The 2798-nt window shown below is 70.8% G+C and carries 5 protein-coding genes; 1 reads left to right on the top strand and 4 read right to left on the bottom strand.

The features are described 5' to 3' along the window. The 3 genes from CITRIK5_RS11710 to CITRIK5_RS11700 all read right to left on the bottom strand — a co-directional run. Positions 1-277, bottom strand: a 277-nt coding sequence (locus CITRIK5_RS11710; RefSeq protein ID WP_159833789.1) for a hypothetical protein, incomplete at its 3' end; no start/stop codon positions are given. Positions 278-426: 149 nt separating this feature from the next. After that, the gene (locus CITRIK5_RS11705; RefSeq protein WP_159833787.1) at positions 427-1158 is read right to left on the bottom strand and encodes a hypothetical protein; all 732 of its coding nucleotides are present in this window, start codon (positions 1156-1158) and stop codon (positions 427-429) included. Between the two features lie 129 nt (positions 1159-1287). After that, positions 1288-1524, bottom strand: a complete 237-nt coding sequence (locus tag CITRIK5_RS11700; protein WP_159833785.1) for a hypothetical protein — start codon at positions 1522-1524, stop codon at positions 1288-1290. A gap of 173 nt (positions 1525-1697) precedes the next feature. On the opposite strand from CITRIK5_RS11700, the gene CITRIK5_RS11695 reads away from it, so the two are divergent. Then, on the top strand, positions 1698-2366 hold the full coding sequence (locus tag CITRIK5_RS11695; protein WP_159833783.1) for a hypothetical protein: 669 nt from the start codon (positions 1698-1700) through the stop codon (positions 2364-2366). 47 nt (positions 2367-2413) lie between these two features. On the opposite strand, the gene CITRIK5_RS11690 is transcribed toward CITRIK5_RS11695, so the two are convergent. Next, on the bottom strand, positions 2414-2798 hold a 385-nt coding region (locus CITRIK5_RS11690), incomplete at its 5' end, for a hypothetical protein (protein WP_159833781.1).

The raw sequence follows: 2798 nt of genomic DNA, 5'->3' as shown, positions 1-2798 counted from the left end.
GGTAGGGGTGCAGGTGCGGTTCCACGTCCTCGGGGGGCAGGTGGAACTCGGATTCTCCGACGATGCCGATCAGCTGGTCATCGGGGATCAGGGTGCCGAAGTCCGAGCAGATCGCCTCGGTGGTGTTGAAGTTGTCCTCCATGGACCACTCGGCCTTGGCGGTGAGGTAGGCGGCGGTGGTGATCAGGCTGGTGAGCATCAGGTGGGCCCGGGCCGGCTCGTCCTCCAGCAGCGTGGTGGCGATGCGCTCGGCGGCGGTCTCGTGGGCCTGGGTCATGGTGTCCTCCTTGGACGGTGGGGCTGGGGCTCCGGTGAACCCCCGCTGACATGACTAAATATACATGCTTCGGTGCGAGTGTGCAACCCGGTGGAAACGCCGCGAGCGCCGACCATGGATCGTGGGCGGCGCTCGCGGGCGGTCGGGGGTCAGTCGGCCCGGGGGTGACTGCGCATGGGGTAGGGGCGCGCGGTGCGCACGGTGTTGCCGGCCAGGGTGTCGCGGATGTTCAGGTCACCGCCCATGCCGGCGGGCAGGATCGCCCCGAACGCCCATTCCTGGCAGCTCCAGGACACCTGGGCCTGGGGCTCGTCCGGGTGGGGGGAGAGGCTCAGGCTGGCCAGCAGGCCGGGGTCCATGGAGTGCCGGCCCAGGGCGGCTGTGAGGCGCTGGAGGACTGCCGGCTTCACGCGCACCGGTCCGTCGTGGCCGGGGGTCGGCCCGTCGTGCTCGGGCAGGGTCTCCAGCATCGGGCCCACGTCGGCCACGCGGCGCGTGTCGGCCCCGGCGCGTTCGCGCAGCAGCATCGGAGGCTCGGTGGGATCCGTGTGCAGGGCCAGCCCTTCGGGCACCCACTGCAGGCGGAGACGGTGGTGGGGGCAGGCCTTGAGCTGGGAGAGCACGTACTGCAGGTTGGTCGCGTCGATCTCCGTGGTGAACGGGGGCCGCTCGCGGGCGTAGCACTCGGTGGCGTAGGACGGGGCCAGGGTCCGGGACACCAGGGACCGGCTGGCCCCCGTGAACAGGGCGCCGGCGTGGGTGGCCTGCACCAGGATCCGTTCGGTGGCACGGCGGGCGTCATCATGCGGGCCCAGCCGAGCGGGCACCGCGGCCACGTCCAGAGCGCGGGCCAGTTCCCGGGGGTTGACGAGCATCTCCATGGCGGTCTCCTTCATTCGGGGGTGCAGTCGGCCTCATGCCGTCCGCGTCGAGGGGGTCTGGGAGGGGCCGCGAGCGCGGACCCCAGGGGCCGGCGCCCCGCCCTTGATGTGGGGCGTGGCGCCGGGGTCTCAGGCGTCCTGCAGGCAGTAGGAGTTCGTCTCGGCGTGGTCCATCTCGTCGGTGAACACGGCCACCAGGGGCCCGCGCAGGGTCCGCAGCTGGGCGGTGTAGGTCTTCTGCTCCGGGTCCACGGCGGTCACGGTGCCGGAGTGGATGCTGCGGGCGGTGCCGCTCAGGTTGGCCAGGAAGGCGGTGACCTTCATGCCCGCCTCGGCGGTGGTGCTGTCCAGGATCGTCTCGTCCATGGTCTGTCCCTTCGGTTGGGGTGCTGGGCCCCTCTCGAGCCCCGCGAACATGTAAGACACTACATGATTAGTGGGAGGTGTGCAACCCGGTAGACCCGGCCGGATTCGCCTCCGCCCCCATTGGCACGGCGCCCCCGCCCTCACGGCACTGCACCCGCCCCTACGCTGGCGGCATGAATGCGGACGTGGTGTGGCAAGGGGTCGGAGCCAATGTGGCCGGGGCCGTCATCAGCGGAGTGGTGGCCGTCCTCTCGGCCCTTTGGGTCGTGCACCTCACCAATCGCGGAGCGGCGCAGAACGCCCGCCAGGAGCGGTTGGAGGCTGCCGTGGCGGATCTGATCTTGGCGGTGACCGGGCTCTACGGTCTGGAGCACTCCTGGAGTGATGAACGGTGGCACGCTGCGCGTGCTCAGTGGTTTCCCGTCTTTGAGCAGGCTCGCGTCCGAGTGCTGTTGCTGACTGACTCGGAGGAGCTGGACGAGCAGCTGCGCAATGTGGCCAGCCAGTGGGAGGAGCACTGGAGGGAGCTGCTGGACTACGCCGGGCACATGCGGGGTGAGTTGCTCATCATCCGCATGGAGGAGGATGTGCCGGATGAGGAGCAGCCGGAGGACGGCCTGCGGTTCGACAGGGAATGGAAGTGGCTGGAGTCGCGGCCGGTGGAGCTCGTGCGGCGACTGCGCGAGCTGGAGACCCCAACCCCCGAGCATGCCCGCAAGCTCGCCAACAGCCTGGGCCGGTGGCGCGCGGAGATGAATGACCTGGAAGAGAAGTACGGGAACGCCCCGGCCGTCCACTACTACGAGAGCCGCGGACACCCCCCGCCCCCCTACCTCCGATGAACCGGCCCGCGAGCGCGCCACGCAGACGCGCTCGCGGGCCGGGTGGTTCAGTGTCCGGGGGTCAGGGCGAGCTGGGTGGTCGAGTCGAGGCTGAGGAAGGGGACGCCCCCGGAGCCGCGGTGGAGCACGGATCCGGCCAGGAACGTCACCCCGGCGGCAGCGGGGATGGAGGCCGTCCATCCCATGTGCGCCCACACGGCGTCGGCCAGGGCCTTGGTCAGGCGCAGGCGCAGGGTGGGCTCCCCCTGGTCGTCCGTGGTGCGCAGGAACGCCCCGCTGTCTCCCAGGTGCTGGGCGGTGGCCAGGGTGCCCCACACCAGATGCAGCTGGTCGAGGTGCTCGGGGCCGATCTGGTCGGGGGTCACCACCAGCTCGCACGGGGGCCGGGGGTCAGCGCCGGGGTGCAGCTGCAACGGCTGGGTGGAGCGGATC

The organism is Micrococcus sp. 116 (assembly GCF_902506395.1).
Taxonomy (GTDB): domain Bacteria; phylum Actinomycetota; class Actinomycetes; order Actinomycetales; family Micrococcaceae; genus Micrococcus; species Micrococcus luteus.
This window is presented reverse-complemented; position numbering and strand designations above follow the sequence as displayed.